We start from the raw sequence: 21,548 nt of genomic DNA, 5'->3' as shown, positions 1-21,548 counted from the left end.
ATTCCGAGACATCAGAGGGATACGGAGAAGCCGCGGCGTACTGGATTCCCCGCTTTCGCGGGGAATGACAGCGGTGGATGGGGTGACTCTATCCCGCCCATGACGGTACGACGCTAATGCTCATGCGCATGCTCCGGCAGCGTCACCCCGAACACCTTCACCAGATCCGTCACCTGGTCCGGCGACAGATACCGCGGGTTCATCCCGCGCAGCAGCAGGTACAGCTTCGCCGTCTCTTCCAGCTCCTCCGTCGCGAACACCGCGGCCTCCAGCGTGTCGCCGGCGACCACCGGGCCGTGATTGGCGAGCAGCACGGATGAATATTTGCCGGCCAGTCCCTTGATCGCATCCGCCACGGCAGGATCGCCGGGGCGGTAATAGGGCAGGAGCGCGGTGGCGCCGCATTTCATCAGATAATAAGCCGTCATCGGCGGCAGCGCGGCGCGCGGGTCGATCTCGGGCAGCATCGAAAGCGCGACTGAATGGGTGGAGTGCAGATGCACGATGGCGCGTGCGCTTCCGCGTGTGTCGTAGAGCGCGGTGTGCAGCGGAACTTCCTTGGTCGGGGCGTCGCCCGAAACCAGCCGGCCCTGATCGTCCAGCCGCGACAGTTTCGCGGGATCGAGGAAGCCGAGCGAGGCATTGGTCGGCGTCACCAGCCAGCCGCCGCCGTCCAGCCTGACGCTGATATTGCCGGAAGAGCCCGGCGTCAGCCCGCGCTCGAACAAGGACCGTCCGAAGCGGCAGATATCCTCACGCAGCCGGGTCTCGTTGCTCATGGCCGTCATGCCCGCTTGTCTCACGCTTTGGCAGCGCGGCCAAGCCGTGTTATTCGGATCAGTGAGCCGCCGCAAAGGGCGGCCGTCCAGGAAACGTTCGCAAGGGTCAGTTGCATGTCCGCCTCCACGTCACAAAATCAGCGTATCGCCGTCATCGGGCTCGGCTCGATGGGGTTCGGCATGGCGACCTCGCTGAAGCGCGCCGGTCATGCCGTGACCGGCTGCGACGTCTCGGCTGACGCGGTGGCGCGTTTCGTGAAGGACGGCGGCGCAGGCGCCAGCACGCCGGCGGAAGCGGCCAAGGGCGCCGATATCGTCGTCAGCGTCGTCGTCAATGCCGCGCAGACCGAGACCATCCTGTTCGGCAAGGATGGCGCCGCCGAGACCCTGCCAAAGGACAGCGTCTTCCTGTCCTCCGCCACCATGGACCCGGATGTAGCCCGTCGCCTCGCAAAACAGTTGGAGGCGACCGGCCGTCACTATCTGGATGCGCCGATCTCCGGCGGCGCGCAGCGTGCGGCCCAAGGCGAGCTGACGATCCTTGCCTCCGGCAGTCCCGCTGCCTTTGCAAAGGCACGGCCGGCGCTCGATGCCATGGCGGCAAAACTCTACGAGCTCGGCGACGCCGCTGGGCAGGGCGCCGCCTTCAAGATGATCAACCAGTTGCTCGCCGGTGTGCATATCGCCGCCGCCAGCGAAGCAATGGCGTTCGCTGCCAAGCAGGGCCTCGACATCCGCAAGGTCTATGAGGTCATCACGGCTTCCGCCGGTAATTCCTGGATGTTCGAGAACCGCATGCCGCACGTGCTCGACGGCGATTATACGCCGCGCAGCGCGGTCGAGATCTTCGTCAAGGACCTCGGCATCATCCAGGACATGGCGCGCAGCGCCCGATTCCCGGTGCCGGTCTCGGCCGCCGCTCTCCAGATGTTCCTGATGACATCAGCGGCCGGCATGGGCCGCGATGACGACGCCTCGGTGGCGCGCATGTACGCGCAGGTCACCGGCGCAAAACTTCCCGGCGACAAGTAGAGCCAAGAGGATTTCAAATGCCCCGTTTCGCCGCCAATCTCTCGATGATGTTCACCGAGGTGCCGTTCCTCGACCGTTTCGACGCCGCCGCGCAAGCGGGCTTCACCGCGGTCGAATTCCTCTTTCCCTACGAGCATCCGGCCGAGGTGGTTGGCGAGCGGCTCAAGCGCAACGGTTTGACGCAGGCGCTGTTCAACCTGCCGCCGGGCGACTGGGATGCCGGCGAGAAGGGCTTTGCTGCGCTTCCCCAGCGCTTCGCCGATCTCAAGGCGAGCCTGGAGACCGCGTTGCCTTACGCCAAGGCGACCGGTGTCAAGCGGCTGCACTTGATGGCCGGCATTGCCAACCGCGGCGAGCGCGTCGCGATCGAGGCGTTCTACAAATCAGTGGCGTGGGCTGCGGAGTTCTTCGCTCCGCACGGCATCGACATCGTGCTCGAGCCGATCAATGCGCGCAACGTGCCCGGCTACTTCCTCAACGATTTCGGCTTCGCGCGCGACCTGATCCAGGAGCTGAGACTGGCGAACCTGAAACTCCAGTTCGACATCTATCACTGCCAGATCATCCACGGCGACGTCACCATGCGCCTGCGCGAGATGATGCCGATCATCGGCCACATCCAGATCGCCAGCATCCCCTCGCGCAACGAGCCCGACGGCGAGGAGCTGAACTATCCGTTCCTGTTCACTGAACTCGACCGGCTCGGCTATACCGGCTTCGTCGGTTGCGAATACAATCCGCGCGGCAAGACGACCGATGGCCTCGCCTGGTTCAAGCCTTATGCGGGAGTGAAGCCGTGACGCTCGCACTGGGTTGCATCGCCGACGACTACACCGGCGCCTCCGATCTCGCCAACACGCTGACGCGCGCGGGCCTGCGTACCGTGCAGACCATCGGCGTGCCCGCGGACGACCTCGCGCTGCCCGAGGTCGACGCAGTCGTGGTGTCGCTGAAGAGCCGCTCGATCGGGGCAGGCCTTGCCGTGTCGCGCTCGCGCGCGGCGGAGACATGGTTGCGTGGCCGCGGGGCGCGCCATGTGCTGTTCAAGATCTGCTCGACCTTCGATTCCACCGATGCAGGCAATATCGGCCCGGTGATGGACGCGCTGCGCGCCGATAGCGGCGAGGCCGTCGTGCTGGTGACGCCGGCCTTCCCGGAGACCGGTCGCACGGTCTACCAGGGCAATCTGTTCGTCGGCGCCGTGCCGTTGAACGAGAGCCCGCTCAAGGACCATCCGCTCAACCCGATGCGCGATTCCAACCTGGTGCGCGTGCTGGCGCGCCAGAGCAGGACGCAAACCGGCCTGGTCGATCTCGCGACCGTCACGCGCGGCGCAGATGCCGTGCGGGCGCGGCTGGCCGAGCTCGCGGGCAAGGGCATCGGTGCCGCGATCATCGACGCCGTCTTCGACCGCGACCTTGAGACCATCGGCCTCGTCGCCGCCGAACATGGGCTATCTGTCGGCGCCTCAGGCATCGGCCTTGGGTTGGCGCGTGCGCTGGTGTCGACCGGAAAGGTGCGGTCGAACATTGCGGGCAACGACGCGGGTGCCGTGGTCGGCGGCCCGGCTGCCTGCCTTGCCGGAAGCTGCTCGCAAGCGACGCTTCAGCAGATCGCGAATGCCGAGCGGGTCATGCCGGTGCTGCACCTCGATTCCGCGCAAATTGTCGCAGGTGCAAGCGAAGCGCGGCGTGCGCTCGCCTGGGCCAGACCGCGGCTCGCCGAGGGGCCGGTCCTGATCGCCTCGAGTGCGACACCGGATCAGGTCGCCGCGCTGCAGGCGCGTCACGGCCGCGATGCCACCGGACATGCCATCGAGCAGGCGATGGCCGACATCGCCGAAGGCCTGGTGCAGGCCGGCGTCCGGCGCTTGATCGTCGCGGGTGGCGAAACATCCGGCGCCGTGGTCGACCGGTTGAGGATTCCCGGATTTCTCGTGGGAGTAGAAATCGCAGCGGGCGTCCCGGTGCTGCGCGCGGTCGGTGCGGATGCGGGCGAGATGTTGCTCGCTCTTAAGTCCGGAAATTTTGGCGGCGCGGAGTTTTTCACGGACGCACTTGGGCTCATGCGCTGAGCGCAGAGCATTTTTAGCCGCCTGTTCATTTCTTTCGGGTTCCGTACTCGTACGGAGTCGTAGTTAACATCTGCTCAGGTGCTCTGGTGTTGGATGTCGGTGCTGCTCCCTTTGATTGATTCGTAAAATTTCCGGACGCGCACCGCGCCAGCACAAAGAGACCCGATCATGCTCGCCACCATCTCAATCCGCGCCAAGATCATCAGTGTCGTGGCGCTCCTGCTGGTCGCGATGACCGGCATGGGCCTGCTCGCCGTCACGAAGATGCGGTCGATGAACGCCAACACCACCGACATCACCACGAGCTGGCTGCCCAGCGTCCGGGTGCTCGGCGAACTCCGGGCCAGCGTCATCACTTATCGCAACGTCGTTCGCCAGCACATGCTGTCCGAGACCCTCGAGGACAAGCTCGCCAACGAAAAAACGGCCGGCATCGTGATCGAGGCGCTCGCCAAGTCCCGCAAGGCCTACGAGCCGATGATCACCTCACCCGAAGAGCGCCGGCTGTACAACGAATGGGCCAAGCTCTGGGACGATTACAAGAAGGGCACCGAAGACGTCTTCGCGCTGTCGCGCAAGGAGGCCGGCAAGGTTCCGCATGACGCGCAGGAGCTGAATACCAAGACGGTCAACAAGATCGGCCTTGCGTCGGATGAGGTCCTGATGAAGGACATCGAACTCAACACCAAGGGCGGCGACCAGGCCGCCCAGGATGCCTCCGACAGCTATTTCTATGCCTTCATGCTGGTCTCGATCATCCTCGGCGCCGCCGTGATCATCGGCATCGGCGTCAGCTTCTACCTGGTCCAGGACGTCTCCGCCGGCATCAACTCGATCATCCAGCCGATGCAGGCGCTCGGCAAGGGCGACCTCTCCGCCGAAGTCCCGCATCGCGGCGAGAAGACCGAGATCGGCGCCATGGCCGATGTGCTCCAGATCTTCAAGGAAGCCTTGATCGCCAAGAAAGCCGCCGACGAGGCCGCCGCCGCCGATGCCGAAGCCAAGATCGAGCGCGGCCGCCGCGTCGACGGCATCACCCGCGATTTCGAAACGATGATCGGCGAGATTGTCCAGACCGTGTCCTCGGCCTCGACCCAGCTCGAAGCCTCCGCCTCGACGCTGACCTCGACCGCCGACCGCTCGCAGCGGATGGCGACGACGGTCGCCGCGGCCTCGGAGGAAGCATCCACCAACGTGCAGTCGGTGGCCTCGGCCACCGAGGAGATGGCTTCCTCGGTCGGCGAGATCAGCCGCCAGGTGCAGGAATCGGCGCGGATGGCGGGCGATGCCGTCGGCCAGGCCCGCGCCACCACCGAGCGCGTCAGCGAACTGTCCAAGGCGGCCTCCCGCATCGGCGACGTCGTCGAGCTGATCAACACCATCGCCGGCCAGACCAACCTCTTGGCGCTGAACGCGACCATCGAGGCGGCGCGCGCCGGTGAAGCCGGCCGCGGCTTCGCGGTGGTGGCTTCCGAGGTGAAGGCGCTCGCCGAGCAGACCGCCAAGGCGACCGGCGAGATCGGCCAGCAGATCTCCGGCATCCAGGCGGCGACCAACGACTCGGTCGGCGCCATCAAGGAGATCTCCTCGACCATCGAGCGTCTCTCCGAAATCTCCTCGGCGATTGCGGCTGCGGTGGAAGAGCAGGGCGCCGCGACCCAGGAGATCGCCCGTAACGTGCAGCAGGCGGCGCAGGGCACCCAGCAGGTCTCCTCCAACATCACCGACGTGCAGCGCGGCGCGACCGAGACCGGCACGGCCTCCTCACAGGTGCTGTCGGCAGCGCAGATGCTGTCCAACGACAGCACGCGGCTGAAGACCGAGGTCAGCAAGTTCCTGACCAACGTCCGCGCGGCCTGAGCCGGGATACCATCTCAGTTCTGAAAGCGGCGCCCCGCGGGCGCCGCTTTTTTACGTGGGGGCAAGCCGCTTCCATAATCTTCCGGCCGCAAGCTGCATATCTGGAATGCGATTTCGCAGTGCGATAGCAGGGAAGTGACCGCACGGGGCGGCGCTGTCGTTGGCCATTTCCGCGGTGTTCGGGTAAATCAGCTCAGGGAAGCCGTGGGGCGTGTTCCCTGTCCCCCGATTTGGAATTGCCTGACGAATGATTGCTCTGGTTCGTATTGCCCTGAGCCGACCCTACACGTTTGTCGTGCTCGCGCTTCTGCTCCTGATCATCGGGCCGCTCGCGGCCCTGCGGACGCCGACGGACATTTTCCCGGACATCCGCATCCCCGTGATCGGCGTGGTCTGGCAGTACACCGGCCTGCCGCCGGACCAGATGTCCGGCCGCATCACCACGCCGTTCCAGCGCGCGCTGACGACGACCGTCAACGACATCGAGCACATTGCCGCCAACTCCTATAACGGCTTTGGCATCATCAAGATCTTCTTCCAGCCGAACGTCGACATCCGCACCGCCAACGCGCAGGTCACCGCGATCTCGCAGACGCTGCTGAAGCAGATGCCGCCGGGCGCAACGCCGCCCCTGATCCTGAACTACTCCGCCTCGACCGTGCCGATCATCCAGGTGGCTTTGTCGGGCGATGGCCTGACCGAGCAGAACCTCGCCGACATCGGCATTAACAATCTGCGCACCCCGCTGGTCACCGTGCCCGGCGCGGCGATCCCGTATCCGTTCGGCGGCAAGCAGCGCCAAATCCAGATCGACCTCGATCCGACCGCGCTCCAGGCTCGTGGCCTGTCGGGCCAGGACGTCGCCAACGCGCTCGCAGCCCAAAACCTGATCACACCGGTCGGCACCCAGAAGATCGGCCAGTTCGAATACAACATCCAGCTCAACAACTCGCCGCTGAAGATCGACGAGCTCGGCAATCTGCCGATCAGGACCGTCAACGGCGCGATGGTCTATGTGCGCGACGTCGCGACCGTGCGTGACGGCAATCCGCCGCAGACCAACATCGTCCATGTCGACGGCAACCGCTCGGTGCTGATGATGGTGCTGAAGGCGGGCGCGACCTCGACGCTCGATATCATCGCAGGCATCAAGCAGAAGGTGATCGACGTCAAGGACCAGCTGCCGGACGCGCTGAAGATCGGCTTCATCGGCGACCAGTCGGTGTTCGTCCGCGGTGCGATTCAAGGCGTCGCGATCGAAGGCGTGATCGCGGCGCTGCTGACCAGCGTCATGATCCTGCTGTTCCTCGGCAGCTGGCGTTCCACGGTCATCATCGCGGTCTCGATCCCGCTCTCGGTGCTCGGCGCCATCATCATGCTGTCGGCGATCGGCGAGACGCTGAACATCATGACGCTCGGCGGCCTCGCGCTCGCGGTCGGCATCCTCGTCGACGACGCCACCGTGACCATCGAGAACATCAACTACCATCTGGAGCAGGGCAAGCCGGTCGAGCAGTCGATCCTCGACGGCGCCAACCAGATCGTGACGCCGGCCTTCGTCTCGCTGCTCTGTATCTGCATCGTGTTCGTGCCGATGTTCTTCCTCACCGGCGTCGCACGCTTCCTGTTCGTGCCGATGGCCGAAGCCGTGATGTTCGCGATGATCTGGTCGTTCATCCTGTCGCGCACGCTGGTGCCGACCATGGCGAACTATCTGCTGCAGGCGCACGTCCATCATGAGGGCGGCCCGCCGAAGTCGCGTAATCCGCTGGTGTGGTTCCAGCGCGGTTTCGAGGCCCGGTTCGAGCGCATTCGCGGCGGCTACCATGACTTCCTCGGGCTCGCGCTGGCGCACCGCACGGTGTTCGTGATCGGCTTCCTCTGCGTGGTCGGCGCGTCCTTCGCGCTGGTGCCGTTCCTTGGACGCAACTTCTTCCCGGCGGTCGATGCCGGCAATATCCTGATGCATGTCCGCACCCAGGTCGGCACCCGCGTGGAGGAGACGGCGAACCAGCTCGCCGACGTCCAGAAGGCGATCCGCAAGCTGATCCCCGGCGAAATCGAGACGCTGACCGACAACATCGGCATGCCGATCTCCGGCATCAACATGACCTACAACAACACGGGCGTGATCGGCCCGCAGGACGGCGACATCCAGATCAAGCTGAAAGAAGGTCACAAGCCGACGGAAGAGCACGTGCGCGTGCTGCGCGAGCAGCTGCCGCGCCTGTTCCCCGGCGTCAGCTTCGCCTTCCTCCCCGCCGACATCGTCAGCCAGATCCTGAACTTCGGCGCGCCGGCGCCGATCGACCTGCAGATCCGCGGCGCCAACATCAACGCCAACTTCGCCTACGCCAACAGCCTGCTGGCGAAGGTCCGCAAGATTCCCGGCGTTGCCGATGCGCGCATCCAGCAGTCGCCGAACAACCCGACCTTCAACATCGACGTCGACCGCACCCGCGCGCAATATGTCGGCCTGACCGAGCGCGACGTCACCAATAGCCTCGTGGTCAATCTCGCCGGCTCCTCGCAGGTGGCGCCGACCTACTACCTCAACCCCGACAACGGCGTGTCCTACTCGATCGTGATGCAGACGCCGCAATATCAGATCGACTCGCTCAGCGCGCTCCAGACGCTGCCGATCACGGCGGCCGGCAATTCGCAATCGCCGATCCTCGGCGGCATCGCCGACATCAAGCGCTCGACCTCGAGCGCGGTGGTGTCGCAATACGACATCCAGTCGATGGTGCAGATCTTTGCCACGACCTCGGGCCGCGATCTCGGCGCGGTCGCCGCCGACATCCGCCAGGTGATCGCCGACACCGCCAAGGACGTGCCGAAGGGCTCTTCCGTGGTGCTGCTCGGCCAGGTGCAGACCATGAACAGCGCCTTCACCGGTCTTCTGTTCGGCCTGCTCGGTGCCGTCGTGCTGATCTACTTCCTGATCGTCGTGAACTTCCAATCCTGGTCCGATCCGTTCGTGATCATCACGGCGCTGCCGGCCGCGCTCGCCGGCATCGTCTGGATGCTGTTCATGACCGAGACGACGCTGTCGGTGCCGGCGCTGACCGGCGCGATCATGTGCATGGGCGTTGCCACCGCCAACAGCGTGCTCGTGATCTCGTTCGCCCGCGAGCGCTACGAGGAGCTCGGTGACCCCGTCGCCGCTGCACTCGAGGCCGGCTTCGTCCGGTTCCGCCCGGTGCTGATGACCGCGCTCGCCATGATCATCGGCATGGCGCCGATGGCCCTGGGGCTCGGGGAGGGCGGCGAGCAGAATGCGCCGCTTGGCCGTGCCGTGATCGGCGGCCTGATCTTTGCAACTTTCGCCACGCTGATGTTTGTTCCCGTGGTGTTCAGTATGGTACACAAGAAACAAGGCGCCAAAGCCGCCGCCCCATTGGAGACTCCGCATGTCGCCCACTGAACCCCGCTCCCCGGTGTCGCACCGGAAACTGGGCATCTTCGGCGTGGTGGCGCTGATTGCGGCAGGCCTCGTCGTCGGCACCGGCATTCGTGCCCGCGAGGAGCAGGGCTCCAAGCTCAAGGAATGGACCGACGATCAGGCCGTTCCCAGCGTTGCGGTGACGCTGCCGAACGCAAAATCCCTCAACGGCACCATCGACCTGCCGGGTCGGCTCGAAGCCTATTACCGCGCGCCGATCTTCGCACGCGTCTCCGGCTATCTGAAGAGCTGGAGCGTCGACATGGGCGCGCGCGTCAAGGCGGGGCAGGTGATCGCTGAGATCGAGGCGCCCGACCTCGACCAGCAACTGCTTCAGGCCCGTGCCGATCTGGCCAGCCAGCAGGCAAGCGCCAGGCTCTCGGAAGCAACGCTCAACCGGCGCAAGACGCTGGTCGCCTCCAACTTCGTCTCCGCGCAGGAGATCGACGAGCGCACCGCCGATCTCTCCAACAAGAACGCGGCCGTCCACTCAGGCCAGGCAAATGTCGAGCGGCTTGAAGCGCTGGCCGGCTACAAGAAGATCACGGTGCCGTTCGATGGCGTGGTCACGGCGCGCGATACCGACGTCGGCGCGTTGATCAATGCCGGCGGCGGCTCCGGCCCGGCGATGTTCGTGGTCTCCGACATCACCAGGCTGCGCGTCTACGTCAACGTTCCCCAGAACTACGTGCCGGCGATCAAGATCGGCGCCAAGGCCACCATGGTCATGCCGGAATACCCGAACCGGACATTCCAGGCGACGGTCGAGGCGTCTTCGCAGGCCGTCGACGTCGCCTCAGGCACCACCCGCATGCAGCTTCGGCTCGACAATTCCAACGGCGAGTTGATGCCCGGCGGCTATGCCAGCGTGAAGCTCAACCTGCAGCGCGAGACCGCGCCGCTGAGCATTCCCGCCAGCGCGCTGATCTTCAACGGCAGCGGCCTGCGTGTTGCGACCGTCGGTGCGGACGACAAGGTGCAATTCAAGACCGTGACCATCGCGCGCGATCTCGGCAAGGAGGTTGAACTCGCCTCGGGCATCGCCCCCGACGACCGCGTCATCACTGCCCCGCCGGATGGTCTTTCCGACGGCGACCAGGTTCGCGTTACCGGCGCCGGCGCTAAGGGCAAGCCGGCGACGGCCTCGGAGAAGCAGGCGCCCAAGGGCTAGACTTCTTCACCTCTCCCCGCGAGCGGGGAGAGGGAGATTAACCGACCCGCCACTCCGGAACGCCATCCGCGGCCATCGTGATCTCGCCGAGCGATCCTACCGGCGTGCGATCCATGTTGAGCAGATGCGCCAGCGTCGCCGCGTCACTTGCCGGAATGCGCGCGAGTGTGCGCCGCTCGTCCGCCGTCCGCAGCATCACCACGCCGTGTTCGACCTCGCTGCCTCGGCCATAGAGCACCGTAAAGCTCTCGACCTTGCCCTTGCCTGAGGCTTCGGTGACGAACTCGGACACCGCGCGCTTGTTGCGGTCGGCCTCGCCTTGCACGCTCGTCTCCTGCGCCAGCGCCTCACGCGGCGTCTTCGACACCACCAACGCGTGGTGCTTGGTGACGAAGCCGCCCTGGCCGTAGAGCAGCCCGAGCTTGGCACCATTGCGCACGCGCCGCACCATCGCGCAGGCCGCATGCGTCATGTAGGTGTTGAGCGGCGCACCGAAGAAGGTGAGACCACCGGTCACGGTCGGCTGCACGTCGGCGCCGAGGCCCAGCGTCCTCCGCGCCATCTTGGGCACGCAGGGGAAGCAGCTATAGAGCTCGATCGCGTCGAAGGCGTCGCCGCCGGCGAGGTCCATCACGGCCTTCAACACCGCGTTCTGCGGATGGCTTTCATAGAACTGATCGCGCAGGAGGTAATCGCGCGGCTCTTCCGCCGAGGCGCCGCCGAGCGGATAGACCAGTCTGTCCTCCGCGATGCCGGCCGCGCGCGCCTTGGCGAGGCTGGTGAGCAGCAGCGCGCCGCCCATGTTGACGCTGGGGTTGGCAACCATGAGCTTGTTGTAGGGCCAGGCGATCAGCCGGTTGTCGGCCGTCGGCGTCGTGATCTCGTCCGGCGCATAGCTCCGCTTCAGCCAGGCGTTGGGATTTTCGGCGGCGGCCTCCGAGTAGCGCGACCACAGCGTGCCGGACTCTGCCATGGCTTCGCGCGGCGTCTGGCCCCAATGGGCGGAGGAGGCGGACTCATAGAAGGGATAAACGGTGACGGGACGGAACACGCCGAGCTTCACCGCCAGCGGCTTCTGGAAAGCCGCCCCACGCTTGGGCTCCTCGACGTCATGGGCGAACGGCGTCCAGGGCAGCTTGATCCCGGCGCGCTCCGCCTTGGTCGCGGTCGACTGCGCCTCCGCACCGCAGACTGCCGCCACCATGCATTCGCCACGCGCAATGCGCTTTGCCGCCTCGTGGATGTAGCGGATCGGACTCTCGCCGCCGACCGGGCCGTAATAGCAATGCGCAGGCGCAATGCCGAGCCGCTGCGCCAAAATCTTCTCCGGCTCGCGATAGCGCCAGCTCAGGAAGTTGACGACGTCGAGCGAATGCACCTCGGCAAGCAGTTTTGCGCCGGCGTCCTGCTCGGCCCGCCGCAGCGCCTGTTCGAGCAGATCCAGCGGCTCGAGGCCGTCGGTGATCTCCTTGGGGCGATCGACGATCTCGCCGATGCCGACGATGACGGGGATACGGTCTTCGGGTAGATTGGTCTTGGTCATTTCTTCTTGCTTCACGTTTCAGATCTTGGTCACGCCGTCGCCCTTCGAGGGCCGCTGAAGAAGCGGCCACCTCAGGGTGACGGCTACGGAGGAAGCGTCATCCTGAGGTGCGAGCCGAGCGACGCTTGCGGCGCTTGGCGAGCCTCGAAGGATGAGCCGCACACACCAATCACTCCGCCACCAGCGCATTCATGTGCTCGACGGCTTCGGCGAACTCTTCCTTGAACTCCTGCACCACCGCGCCCGCCGACTTCACGCTGTCGATCAGGCCGACGCCCTGGCCGACGAAATAGCTGACGAGATCGCGCGCCTTGGCGTTGCCGCTTGCGGCTGCGCGATCGATCGCGTTGAAGGCGTCGCGGCTGATGACGCTTTGCAGCGGCATCGGCAGCGCGCCGGGGCTTTCCGGCGCACGATCCCAGGCATCGGTCCAGACCGAGCGAAGTTGCCGGGCCGGCTTTCCCGTGCGCCCCTTCGAACGGATCGCGTCGCGCGAGGACGCCGCAATCATCTTCTCGCGAAAAATCTCCGTGGTCTCGGCCTCGACGGTGGCGAGCCATACCGAACCGGTCCAGGCGCCGGCCGCGCCCATCGCCATGCAGGCGGCCATCTGCCGTCCCGTCATGATGCCGCCGGCCGCGAGCACCGGCACGTCGCGGATGTTCTTGATCGCCTTGATCACCTCCGGCACCAGCACCAGGGTGGAGACCTCGCCGCAATGCCCGCCGGCCTCGGTGCCCTGCACCACGAGAATGTCGACGCCGGCCGCAACCTGCCGCAATGCATGCTCCTTGGCGCCGACGAGGGCGGCAACCGGCACGCCGTGCTTCCTGCCCATCTCGATCATCGCCTTCGGCGGCACGCCGAGCGCGTTGGCGATCAATCGGATCGGATGGTTGAAGGAGACCTCGAGCAGCTGAAGTGCCGTCTTCGCGTCGAACGGTTGCGGCTGGTTGTCGGCCACATCACCTGTCGTCAACTCAATATCGTATTTTTTCAAGAGGTCGCGCGTGTAGGCGCGATGCTCCTGCGGCACGCGCGCCTCCAGGCTCTTCCAGGTGACGTCCTTCTCGCCTGCGGTCGAGATGTTTTCGGGGATCAGCACGTCGATGCCGTAGGGCTTGCCGTCGACATGCTCGTCAATCCATTTCAGCTCGCGCTCGAGCGTGTCAGGCGTGTGCACGGTGGCACCCAACACGCCAAAGCCGCCGGCGCGGCTGACGGCGGCAACGACGTCGCGGCAATGGCTGAATGCGAGCAGCGGGAACTCGATGCCCAGCATGTCGCAGATCGGCGATTTCATGGCTCTCTCCCGGCAGCCGTCGCGTTGCTGTTGTTGCTTTGCTCGAGCGAAGGCGCTTCGACGCTAGCCCATCGTCGCTAGCGATGCCAATCCGGATTTGGCCGCGCATCTTGCGTGCAGACGCCACGCGGCGGATGAGCCATTCCGCTGCACAAAATAAACCGACCGGAGCCCGCCGATTTGCCTCTTGCGCTTTTGTGGGTCTGTGAGAATGCTGGCTCAAACAAAGAGAAAACAGCGAGGGAGCGCCAACCGATGTCGTCAGCGCAAGCGAGTCCGGTCCGAACCGTGAAGGCCCAAACCGTGAAAGCCTACGACGTGGTCGTCGTCGGCGCGGGCTTTGCCGGCATGTACATGCTGCACCGTCTGCGCGGTCTTGGCTTCTCGGCGCGCGTCTATGAGCAGGGTGGTGGCGTCGGCGGCACCTGGTACTGGAATCGCTATCCCGGCGCGCGCTGCGATGTCGAGAGCATGCAGTATTCCTATTCGTTCTCGGAAGAGCTTCAGCAGGAGTGGGACTGGAGCGAGCGCTACGCGCCGCAGCCGGAGATACTGAACTACGCCAACCACGTTGCCGACCGTTTTGATCTTCGCCGCGACATCCAGTTCGACACCCGCGTCGAGCGCGCGGTATTCGACACGGGCGCGCAGTGCTGGTCGGTGACGACGTCTGACGGCTTGACGGTTGAGGCCCAGTTCATCGTGCTTGCGACCGGCTGCCTCTCGAACGCGCGCAGGCCCGACATCAAGGGCCTCGAGAGCTTCAAGGGACCTGTCTACCACACCGGCAGCTGGCCGCATGAACCGGTCGATTTCACCGGTCAGCGCGTCGGCCTCATCGGGACTGGTTCATCGGGTATCCAGTCGGCCCCCATCATTGCCGAGCAGGCGAGACATCTCACCGTGTTTCAGCGCACGGCGAATTTTTCGATTCCCGCGCGCAACGCCGCGCTGACCGACGAAGAACGCAGCAACGTCCGCAACACCTATCCGGAGATCCGCCGCTTCGCCCGCGAAGTCGCGCGCAACGGCATTTTCGCCGAGCAGCCCGATCGCGGCGCACTCGACGACAGCGACGAGACCAGGAATGGCAAATATTCGGCGCGCTGGGAGCGCGGCGGGCTCACCTTCATGTATGTCTACAACAATCTCGGCCTCGAGCGATCCGCGAACGATACCGCGGCGAACTTCGTGCGCGGCAAGATCGCCGAGATCGTGAAGGACCCCGAAACCGCGAAGCTGCTGCAGCCGAACAGCCATCCGATCGGCACCAAGCGGATCTGCATCGATACGGAGTATTTCGCGACCTTCAACCGGCCGAACGTCTCGCTGGTCGACATCAAGACCAATCCGATTGAGGAGATCACGGCGAATGCCGTGCGCGTCGCAGGCAAGGACCACGAGGTCGACGCGCTGGTGATGGCGACGGGCTTCGACGCCATGACCGGATCAGTCGCGAAGATCGACATCAGTGGCCCGGGCGGACGGACGCTGAACGAGAAGTGGGCGGAAGGCCCAAAGACCTATCTCGGGCTGATGAGCGCGGGCTTTCCGAACCTCTTCATCATCACCGGGCCCGGCAGTCCGTCGGTGCTCTCGAACATGATCGTCTCGATCGAGCAGCATGTCGACTGGATCGCCGATTGCCTCGTCCACATGCGCAGGCAGGGTGTTGCCACCATGGAGGCGAGCGGGGAGGCCGAGGACAAGTGGGTCGCCCATGTCAACGAGGTCGCCCACGGCACGCTCTATCCGCAGGCCAATTCCTGGTACATGGGCGCCAACATTCCAGGCAAGCCGCGCATCTTCATGCCCTATATCGGTGGCGTCGGCGTCTACCGCCGGATCTGCGACGAGGTCGCGGCGAAGGGATATGAGGGATTTTTGCTGGGTCGGGCCGGGCAGGGGCTGACGGCGGCTGCGTCATAGAGGCTGTCATTCCGGGGCGCGCCACCTGGCGCGAGCCCGGAATCCATCTCTTCGAGCATTTCCGCGGCCCGATGGATTCCGGGCTCGCCCTGCGGGCGCCCCGGAATGACAGGGGAGGGCTTGCCATGACGAAAAGTAGAGTTGCCCAGCCGGGCAATGCATTTTGGTACCCTTGCCATCGGCCATTCGCGGGCTAATTAATGCAGGCGCATCTTTTCGCCGGAGCCCCCGCATGACCGACGCCCCCGCCTACGTGCCGCCCAAAGTCTGGACCTGGAACAAGGAGAATGGCGGGCAGTTCGCCAGCATCAACCGGCCCATCGCCGGTCCCACCCACGACAAGGAGCTGCCGGTCGGCAAGCATCCCTTCCAGCTCTATTCGCTGGCGACGCCGAATGGCGTGAAGGTCACGGTGATGCTGGAGGAACTGCTGGCGCTCGGCCACAAGGGCGCCGAATACGATGCCTGGCTGATCAGGATCGGCAATGGCGACCAGTTCGGCAGCGGCTTTGTCGACATCAACCCGAACTCGAAAATTCCCGCGCTGGTGGACCGGTCCGGTCCCGAGCCTGTCAGGGTGTTCGAGTCCGGCTCGATCCTGGTCTACCTCGCCGAGAAGTTCGGCGCCTTCCTGCCGAAGGACATCAAGAGCCGCACCGAAGCGATGTCCTGGCTGTTCTGGCAGATGGGCAGCGCGCCCTATCTCGGCGGCGGTTTTGGTCACTTCTATGCCTACGCGCCGACCAAGATCGAATACGCCATCGACCGCTTTGCGATGGAGGTCAAGCGCCAGCTCGACGTGCTCGACCGGCGCCTCGCCGACAACGAGTACCTCGCGGGCCTTGAGTACACCATCGCCGACATCGCGGTGTGGCCCTGGTACGGCGCGCTCGCCAAGGGGCTGGTCTATGGCGCCGGCGAATTCCTGTCGGTGCAGGACTACAAGCACGTGCAGCGCTGGACCGACCAGATCGCCAAGCGCCCGGCCGTCAAGCGCGGCCGCATGGTCAACCGCGTCTCCGGCGATCCCGCCAGCCAGCTCCACGAGCGGCACGACGCCGGCGATTTCGACACCAAGACCCAGGACAAGATCGGCGAGCCGGCCGCGACGTAGTGCTGTCGTTGTAGGGTGGGCAAAGCATCTGCCGTCGCTCGCAGAGCGAGGGCGGATGCGTGCCCACCATCTTCGTCCCGCGCGAGAAATGGTGGGCACGTCGCGCGAAGTGCGCGCCTTTGCCCACCCTACGCGGCCTACTTCCCCTTCGCCCCCTCCGCGGCCGGAAACACCACGCGATCATCCGTGCGGCAGTAGCGATCTGCGAACATGCGGCCGATCGGGTGATAGCGGTCCATGTGCACCCGCATTGCCTTGTCGTCCCACAGCTCGTCGCGGATATGGAAGTGGACGCCTTCGCCCATGATCAGCCGGCGATCGTCGTTGACGTCGATCATCTTCCAGAGCTTGCACTCCATCGCCCAGGGCGTGTCGGCGAGCCGCGGCACGGCGATCCTGGTCGAGGGCGCGAGCTTCAGCCCGAGATAGTCGGGCTCGCCGATTTCGGGCGGAAAATCTCCGCTGCTCTCGTGCATGACCTTCGCCAGCGGCTCGTCGGCGAGGTTGACCACGAACTCGCCGGTGCGCTGGATGTTGAGAAACGTGTCCTTGTCTTGGCCGTTGGGCTTGCGGTTCGCCGCGAACATGCACAGCGGCGGATCTTCGCAGAAGGCGTTGAAGAAGCTGAACGGCGCGGCGTTGACGATTCCGGTCGGCCCGACCGAGGTCACCCACGCGATCGGCCGCGGCAGGATGAATGACGTCAGCACCTTGTAGCGCTCGCGTGGCGTCAGCTCGCTGGCGGCGTATTCCATGGTGGCTCCGTGAGTTGTCGCCGCGCCCATGTCCGCCGAAGCTTTAGCGAAGGCGGATGCGGGGAGAGGTCGAATTCGATCGCAGATCGAATTCGGGTAACGGGGTACAGGTCCCTCGATGATCTCATGTGTGGAGAGAGGCCCCTCACCCCAACCCTCTCCCCGTAAGAACGGGGAGAGGGAGAGGAGAGAGTCTTCACGCCATGCTCAGCTCGTGGCGTCCCACCACCATCCAGTGAACCTCGTCCGGGCCGTCGGCGAAGCGCAGGTGGCGGACGTCCTGGTACATCTCCGCGAGCGGGGTCCAGTGCGAGATGCCGGTGGCGCCGTGCATCTGGATCGACTGGTCGATGATCTTGCAGGCGCGCTCCGGCACCATGGCCTTGACCATGGAGACCCAGACGCGGGCCTCCTTGTTGCCGAGCACGTCCATGGCCTTGGCGGCCTTCAGCACCATCAGCCGCATCGCCTCGATCTCGCAGCGCGCCTGCGCGATGATCTGCATGTTGCCGCCGAGATGGGCGATCTTCTTGCCGAACGCCTCACGGGTGAGGCCACGCTGCACCATCAGATCCAGCGCCTTCTCGGCCTTGCCGATGGTGCGCATGCAATGATGGATGCGGCCCGGGCCGAGGCGGAGCTGCGAGATCTCGAAGCCGCGGCCTTCGCCCAGCAGCATGTTTTCCTTGGGCACACGGACGTTGTTGAAGCGCATGTGCATGTGGCCGCGTGGGGCGTGATCCTGGCCGAACACGTACATGGGCCCGAGCACCTCGACGCCGGGCGTGTCGCGCGGCACCAGGATCTGCGACTGCTGCTTGCTCGGCGCCGCATCCGGATTGGTCTTCACCATCACGATTAGGATCTTGCAGCGGGGATCGCCGACGCCGGAGATGTAGTACTTCTCGCCGTTGATGACCCATTCGTCGCCGACGAGCTTTGCGGTCGTCGAAATGTTCTTGGCGTCGGAGGAGGCGACGTTCGGCTCGGTCATGACATAGGCTGAGCGGATCTCGCCGTTCATCAGCGGCTTCAGCCACTTCTCCTTCTGCTCCTTGGTGCCGACGCGCTCCAGCACTTCCATGTTGCCGGTGTCGGGCGCCGAGCAGTTCATCGTCTCGGAGGCCAGCGGACTCTTGCCGAGTTCGGAGGCGATATAGGCGTAGTCGAGATTCTTCAGGCCCTGGCCGGTCTCGTCGTCGGGCAGGAAGAAGTTCCAGAGGCCTTCCTTCTTCGCCTTGTTCTTGGCGACCTCGAGCACCTCGAGCTGCTTCGGGGTGAAGCTCCAGCGATCCTCTTTGCCTTCGCCGGCCTTGGTGAACTCGATCGACATCGGCTCGACGGTGTCGCGGATGAATTTCCTGACGTGATCGTAGAGCGGCCGGACCTGGTCCGACATGCGGAGATCGTTGAGCTCGTCGCCGGGATTGAGGGTGTAGTTGGTGGTGCGGGGTATGTAGGCGTGTTTTGTCATTGTTCCTCCCGGGGTCACTGAGATCGCGTTGGGTTGGAGAATAGTCGCAGCGCGCGCAAAGTGCGAGCGCGCTTTTTTTCACGCGAGCCATCCCATCTCATGGAATATCGCAATGACGTTTCAAACACTGTTTGAGCGAGCTCGGCATCGCGGCGGCGACAGTCGGATGACCTGCCTGCTCGCAGATCTTCAGCAGGCGTCTTGCGATCTGACCATGTGGGTTGGTCGACGGGGCGCGCCAGCAGACCCGCGGCTCCTCTGGCCGGTTCCGGACTGATTCCCGGCGGCTATTGGGACTTTTGCGCGCCGCTGTAACCGGCTAACCTCCGGCTCGCGCAGAGGGAGAGAGCATATGAGTTCTTCCGTTGTACGCGAAGTGCAGTTTCCTAAGCAGCCGGCGCTCCAGTTGATCTACGATACAGCGCCGATCGGGCTTGCTTATCTTTCGCCGGACTGCCGCTATTTGCAGATCAACCAGCGCCTCACCGAGATCTGCGGTATCTCGGTCGAAGGCCATCTCGGGCATACGGTGCGGGATTGCGTGCCCGGGCTCGCATCCGCCGTCGAGGGCATCGTTCGCTCCATCATGGAAACCGGCGAGCCGGTCACCGGGATCGAGGTTTATGGCCAGCGTCCCGGCTATAATGACGAGCGCTGCTGGATCACCTACTGGCATCCGCAGCGCGGACCGAACGGCAACATCGTCGGCGTCAACGTCGCGGCGGAGGAGATCACCGAACGCAAGCGCAGCGAACGCGAGCTCCGCAGTGCCCGCGACGCGGCCGAGGCGGCGTTGCAACGCCTGAAGGAGGCTCAGGATTCACTGGTCGAGGCGGAGAAGCTCGCGGCTCTCGGACGGCTGGTGGCCGGCGTGGCACACGAGATCAACAGTCCTGTCGGCACCAGCCTGACCGTCACCTCTGCGCTTGAGCGCAAGGCGGTAAAGTTTGCGGCGGAAGTCGCGCGAGGCGGGCTGAAGCGATCGAGCTTGAATGAGTTCGTCACGGTCGTTCAGACCGCATCAACGCATCTGGCCGACAATCTCGCCCGCGCGGCCGAATTGATCCAGGCGTTCAAGCAGGTCGCGGTCGATCAAGGCTATCTCGAGCGCCGCAGCTTCGATCCGGGCGAGCTAACGCGACAGGTTGCCGCGAGTCTACAGCAGGAATTGCGGAAGAACGGTTTGGCGCTCAATGTTGATTGCCAGCCCGGTCTCGCAATGAACAGCTATCCCGGTCCATACGCACAGGTGGTGACAAACCTGATTAAGAACGCGATGGTGCACGCGTTTCCGCACGGCAAGAGCGGCAGCATCAACATCGAGATTCGCACGTGCGGCCGGGATGATATCGAGATCACCATTTCCGACAATGGCTGCGGCATGAGCGAGGACCTCCGCCGGCAAGCCTTCAATCCGTTCTTCACGACGCGTCGCAGTCAGGGCAGCATCGGCCTCGGCCTGCACGTCGTCCATAACATCGTCTTGAATCGGCTGGGCGGCCGCATCAATCTCGAAAGCGAGCCAGGCGAGGGGACCCGGATCGGAGTGATTGCGCCGCGAGTGGCGCCCGAGCCAAGCGATGCCTAATGAGGATGCTGTCCGTCGACGGCAGAGAATATCCCTGCCATCGACGGCGCAGTGAGTGCTTCGCTCACGCCATCCGATGCATCGCGCAGATCTTGTTACCGTCGAGATCGCGCAAATAAGCGATGTAGAGCTTGTTCCCTGCGCCCTCGCGGATGCCGGGCGGATTCTCGATCGGCGTTCCGCCGGCGGCGATACCAGCGGCGTGCCACTTGTCGACCTGCTCAGGCGAGTTGGCGGCAAAGCCGATGGTGCCGCCATTCGCGCAGGTGGCGGCCTCGCCGTTGATTGGCTTCGTCACCGAGAACACGCCGGTCTTGGTGATGTAGAAGATGCGATGGCCGTCGACCCTGGCCGGGCGCACCTCGAGAGTACCGAGAAGGTTGTCGTAAAAGGCCTTGGCCTTGTCGAGGTCGTTGGTGCCGATCATGATGTGCGAGAACATTTGCCCATTCCCCTCAGAGTTTGTAGCCCGGATGGAGCGCAGCGAAATCCGGGTCTTGCTTGCTTTTGAAATCCCGGATTACGCTTCGCTCCATCCGGGCTACGAGATTCAAAACGCCGTGTAGCCGCCGTCGATCACGAACGTATCCGCGGTGTGATACGACGATGCCTTGCTCATCAGATACACCGCGATGCCGCCGAAATCGCTGGCCTCGCCGAAGCGCCGCATCGGAATGCGCGGCATCACATTGGCGACGAACTTCTCGTTGGCCATGATGCCCGCGGTCATGTCGCTCTTGATCCAGCCGGGCAGGATCGCATTCGCGGTGACGCCGTGGCGCGCCAGCTCGACGCCGAGCGCGCGCACCAGCGCGTTGATCGCGGCCTTGGTCGCGGCATAATGCTCGTTGCGCGCAGTGCCGAAGATCGAGGCGAGGCTCGATGTCGCGACCAGCCGGCCGAAGGGATCGCCGGCATTGGCGCGCTCGGTCATGTGTTTTGCTGCGGCCTGGAACGCGTGGAACACGCCGTCCAGATTGGTCGCAAACATGGTGCGCCACTCTTCCTCGGTGCGCTCGATGAAAGAGCGCCGGCCGCCGCCGCCGATGCCGGCATTGGCGAAGCAGCCGTCGACCCGGCCGAAAATGTCGAGCGTGGCCTTCATAGCGGCATTGACCGAGGCCGGATCGGTGACGTCGCAGACGCGGCTGTCGACCTTGCCTGATAGCCCCGTCATGCTCGCGGCAGCAGCCTTGTTCTTGTCAGGATTGCGGCCCCAGATCGAGACGCTGCAGCCCTGGCCGGCGAGCGCCTGCGCGATGCCGAGCCCGATACCGCCATTGCCGCCGGTGATCACGGCGACGCGGCCGGTCAGGTCGAAAAGGTTCATGGCGCGTTTCCTCTTCTTGGCACGGGCGCGCGCCAGCCTGTGCGCGCAAGATTGTGCGATACGACGACAAGGTATGTTCGGACCACCATGGACAAGGCCGCGACAAAAATCAAATATGCGCCCCGGCAAAACTAATTCCGGTCTGCGAAAC

16 protein-coding genes are annotated in these 21,548 nt (G+C 64.7%); 9 read left to right on the top strand and 7 right to left on the bottom strand.

The features are described 5' to 3' along the window. Window positions 1-113: 113 nt before the first annotated feature. Entirely contained in the window at window positions 114-788 is a 675-nt protein-coding gene (locus OWC48_RS38770) for an aldolase (RefSeq protein WP_282524720.1), read from the bottom strand. A 105-nt stretch (window positions 789-893) separates the two neighbouring features. Between OWC48_RS38770 and ltnD the strand changes: the two genes are divergently transcribed. From ltnD to OWC48_RS38740, 6 genes are all read left to right on the top strand, one after another. Next, window positions 894-1,811, top strand: a complete 918-nt coding sequence (gene ltnD, locus OWC48_RS38765) for an L-threonate dehydrogenase (RefSeq protein ID WP_282524719.1) — start codon at window positions 894-896, stop codon at window positions 1,809-1,811. 17 nt (window positions 1,812-1,828) lie between these two features. Then, window positions 1,829-2,611 (top strand): 2-oxo-tetronate isomerase, encoded by a 783-nt coding sequence (gene otnI, locus OWC48_RS38760; RefSeq protein ID WP_282524718.1) that lies wholly within the window; start codon window positions 1,829-1,831, stop codon window positions 2,609-2,611. Further along, complete coding sequence (otnK, locus tag OWC48_RS38755) at window positions 2,608-3,885, top strand: 3-oxo-tetronate kinase (protein ID WP_282524717.1); 1,278 nt, start codon at window positions 2,608-2,610, stop codon at window positions 3,883-3,885. The genes otnI and otnK overlap by 4 nt, the downstream gene beginning before the upstream one ends. A gap of 168 nt (window positions 3,886-4,053) precedes the next feature. After that, window positions 4,054-5,745, top strand: a complete 1,692-nt coding sequence (locus OWC48_RS38750) for a methyl-accepting chemotaxis protein (RefSeq protein WP_282524716.1) — start codon at window positions 4,054-4,056, stop codon at window positions 5,743-5,745. Between the two features lie 247 nt (window positions 5,746-5,992). Beyond that, window positions 5,993-9,172 (top strand): efflux RND transporter permease subunit, encoded by a 3,180-nt coding sequence (locus tag OWC48_RS38745; RefSeq protein WP_282524715.1) that lies wholly within the window; start codon window positions 5,993-5,995, stop codon window positions 9,170-9,172. Further along, the gene (locus OWC48_RS38740) at window positions 9,159-10,361 is read left to right on the top strand and encodes an efflux RND transporter periplasmic adaptor subunit (protein WP_282524714.1); all 1,203 of its coding nucleotides are present in this window, start codon (window positions 9,159-9,161) and stop codon (window positions 10,359-10,361) included. Before OWC48_RS38745 ends, OWC48_RS38740 begins: the two co-directional genes overlap by 14 nt. Before the next feature lie 37 nt (window positions 10,362-10,398). On the opposite strand, the gene OWC48_RS38735 is transcribed toward OWC48_RS38740, so the two are convergent. Next, window positions 10,399-11,904: an acetyl-CoA acetyltransferase gene (locus OWC48_RS38735; RefSeq protein WP_282524784.1), complete on the bottom strand. Its 1,506-nt coding sequence runs from the start codon at window positions 11,902-11,904 to the stop codon at window positions 10,399-10,401. A gap of 169 nt (window positions 11,905-12,073) precedes the next feature. Next, the gene (locus OWC48_RS38730; RefSeq protein ID WP_282524713.1) at window positions 12,074-13,207 is read right to left on the bottom strand and encodes a nitronate monooxygenase; all 1,134 of its coding nucleotides are present in this window, start codon (window positions 13,205-13,207) and stop codon (window positions 12,074-12,076) included. 255 nt (window positions 13,208-13,462) lie between these two features. On the opposite strand from OWC48_RS38730, the gene OWC48_RS38725 reads away from it, so the two are divergent. Together OWC48_RS38725 and yghU are read left to right on the top strand one after the other, a co-directional pair. After that, window positions 13,463-15,136, top strand: a complete 1,674-nt coding sequence (locus OWC48_RS38725) for an NAD(P)/FAD-dependent oxidoreductase (protein WP_282524712.1) — start codon at window positions 13,463-13,465, stop codon at window positions 15,134-15,136. Window positions 15,137-15,368: 232 nt separating this feature from the next. Next, complete coding sequence (yghU, locus tag OWC48_RS38720) at window positions 15,369-16,250, top strand: glutathione-dependent disulfide-bond oxidoreductase (protein WP_282524711.1); 882 nt, start codon at window positions 15,369-15,371, stop codon at window positions 16,248-16,250. 137 nt (window positions 16,251-16,387) lie between these two features. Here yghU and OWC48_RS38715 read toward each other — a convergent pair whose 3' ends face one another. Both OWC48_RS38715 and OWC48_RS38710 read right to left on the bottom strand, forming a co-directional pair. Next, a complete protein-coding gene (locus tag OWC48_RS38715; RefSeq protein ID WP_282524710.1) occupies window positions 16,388-17,005 on the bottom strand; it encodes a flavin reductase family protein in 618 nt (205 codons plus the stop codon). 196 nt (window positions 17,006-17,201) lie between these two features. Then, window positions 17,202-18,479 carry an acyl-CoA dehydrogenase family protein gene (locus tag OWC48_RS38710; RefSeq protein WP_282524709.1) on the bottom strand — a complete coding sequence of 426 codons (1,278 nt, stop codon included), beginning with the start codon at window positions 18,477-18,479 and terminating at the stop codon, window positions 17,202-17,204. A 352-nt stretch (window positions 18,480-18,831) separates the two neighbouring features. Between OWC48_RS38710 and OWC48_RS38705 the strand changes: the two genes are divergently transcribed. Beyond that, window positions 18,832-20,067, top strand: coding sequence for an ATP-binding protein (locus OWC48_RS38705; protein ID WP_282524708.1), 1,236 nt, complete (start codon window positions 18,832-18,834; stop codon window positions 20,065-20,067). 64 nt (window positions 20,068-20,131) lie between these two features. Here OWC48_RS38705 and OWC48_RS38700 read toward each other — a convergent pair whose 3' ends face one another. Continuing rightward, complete coding sequence (locus tag OWC48_RS38700) at window positions 20,132-20,509, bottom strand: VOC family protein (protein WP_282524707.1); 378 nt, start codon at window positions 20,507-20,509, stop codon at window positions 20,132-20,134. Between the two features lie 108 nt (window positions 20,510-20,617). Further along, window positions 20,618-21,397, bottom strand: a complete 780-nt coding sequence (locus OWC48_RS38695) for an SDR family NAD(P)-dependent oxidoreductase (protein WP_282524706.1) — start codon at window positions 21,395-21,397, stop codon at window positions 20,618-20,620. Window positions 21,398-21,548 lie beyond the last annotated feature (151 nt).

Origin of the sequence: Bradyrhizobium sp. Arg816, assembly GCF_029989365.1 — a bacterium.
In the GTDB taxonomy this organism is placed as follows: domain Bacteria; phylum Pseudomonadota; class Alphaproteobacteria; order Rhizobiales; family Xanthobacteraceae; genus Bradyrhizobium.
The sequence above is the reverse complement of the archived record's forward strand: the minus strand, read 5'-3'. Positions and strand labels throughout refer to the sequence as shown.